Annotated in this window: 1 protein-coding gene and 1 pseudogene; both read right to left on the reverse strand. The window is 69.0% G+C overall.

What is annotated here, in order from left to right; genetic code table 11:
* Window positions 1–1,012: DUF4012 domain-containing protein (locus BACI9J_RS23370; RefSeq protein WP_159736720.1), on the reverse strand; the 1,012-nt coding region annotated here is incomplete at its 3' end.
* Window positions 1,013–1,047: 35 nt separating this feature from the next.
* Window positions 1,048–1,173 (reverse strand): annotated as a pseudogene (locus BACI9J_RS23375) (GDP-L-fucose synthase); the annotation flags it as partial.

Raw genomic sequence — 1,173 nt, forward strand, 5'->3', positions numbered from 1 at the left:
CCTTGAGGATGTAGCTCAGCGTCACCGGGTCCATGGCGATGACCCCGTCGACCTGCTGCCCGAACTTCTGCTTCCACATCTCCCGCGCGAGCTTCGCCGAGACGTCGAACCGCGGCGTGAGGGTGACGTCCTGCATGTACTCGCCGGTGATGTTGCCGTAGAGCCCACGCGTGTCGGCGGTCAAGGGCAGGACTGGCTGGTCGTACGGCCCGAAGTCTCCGCTCGAGGCCTGCGCCGACAGATGCAGTGATCCGTCCTTCGCCTCGAGTTCCGCCACTGCGCCGGGGATCCCGCCTCCGGCTCGGAGTTCGGCGTTGTTCTGGAACAGCAGCAGGTAGTTCCGGTCCCCGTCGTGACCGAGCATGGCTGGCGCGAGCTGCACGATGCGGTTCGCTGCGACCGCCTGCTCGGAGGCAGTCGACAGCGCGTTCCGGAGCTGTCCCACGGCGGTGGTGACCGGCGACAGGGTTCCGCTGGTGTCGATCCGTGCCGCGTCGGTGCGCGCCTGCTCGAGCGTCTTGGTGGCCTTCGCGACCGCCGGCTGCGCATCCTCGATCGGCTGCAGGTCGATCCGGCCGTTCTTCGGCGCGAACGAGTCCGACCCGAGCTTCCCGACGACTCCGGCCACCGGGCTGACAGCATCGCGGGCCACATCATCGACGACGACCGACACGTCCCGCACGGCCCGCAGGTTGGTTCCGAAGAACGGCACAGCCTGCGCCGCACCCCAGACCGGGTCACCGGTCAGCGACCGAGCCGACGCGGCTTCGTCCTCCAGGTGGCGTGCGGTCTTCTGGGCAGCGCCGGTGTCGCCGCTCGTCAGCTGGGTCCGCAGCGTGTCGACGTCCCCGACGGCACGCTCCAGGTGCCCCTTCGCGAGCAGGCCACGCACACCGACCCACGCGACGGCGAGGATCAGCAGCAGGACAAGGGCGAGGACGACCCACAGGACGATCCGGGCCCTGGACCCCCGGCGTGCTGCAGTGCGTCGCGACTCGGGCTGGTCGGACATGAAGCGATCCTACGGTTCCGTGGGTCCAGCACCCATCACTTACGGACGGAATCCGCGTGTTCGCGGTACCAGTCGATGGTGCTGCGGAGCCCGTCTTCGAGCCCGATCTGCGCCGTCCACCCGGCTTCCGCCAGCTTCGACACGTCGAGCAGCTTCTGCGG

It is taken from the genome of Arthrobacter sp. 9V, assembly GCF_902506065.1.
In the GTDB taxonomy this organism is placed as follows: domain Bacteria; phylum Actinomycetota; class Actinomycetes; order Actinomycetales; family Micrococcaceae; genus Arthrobacter.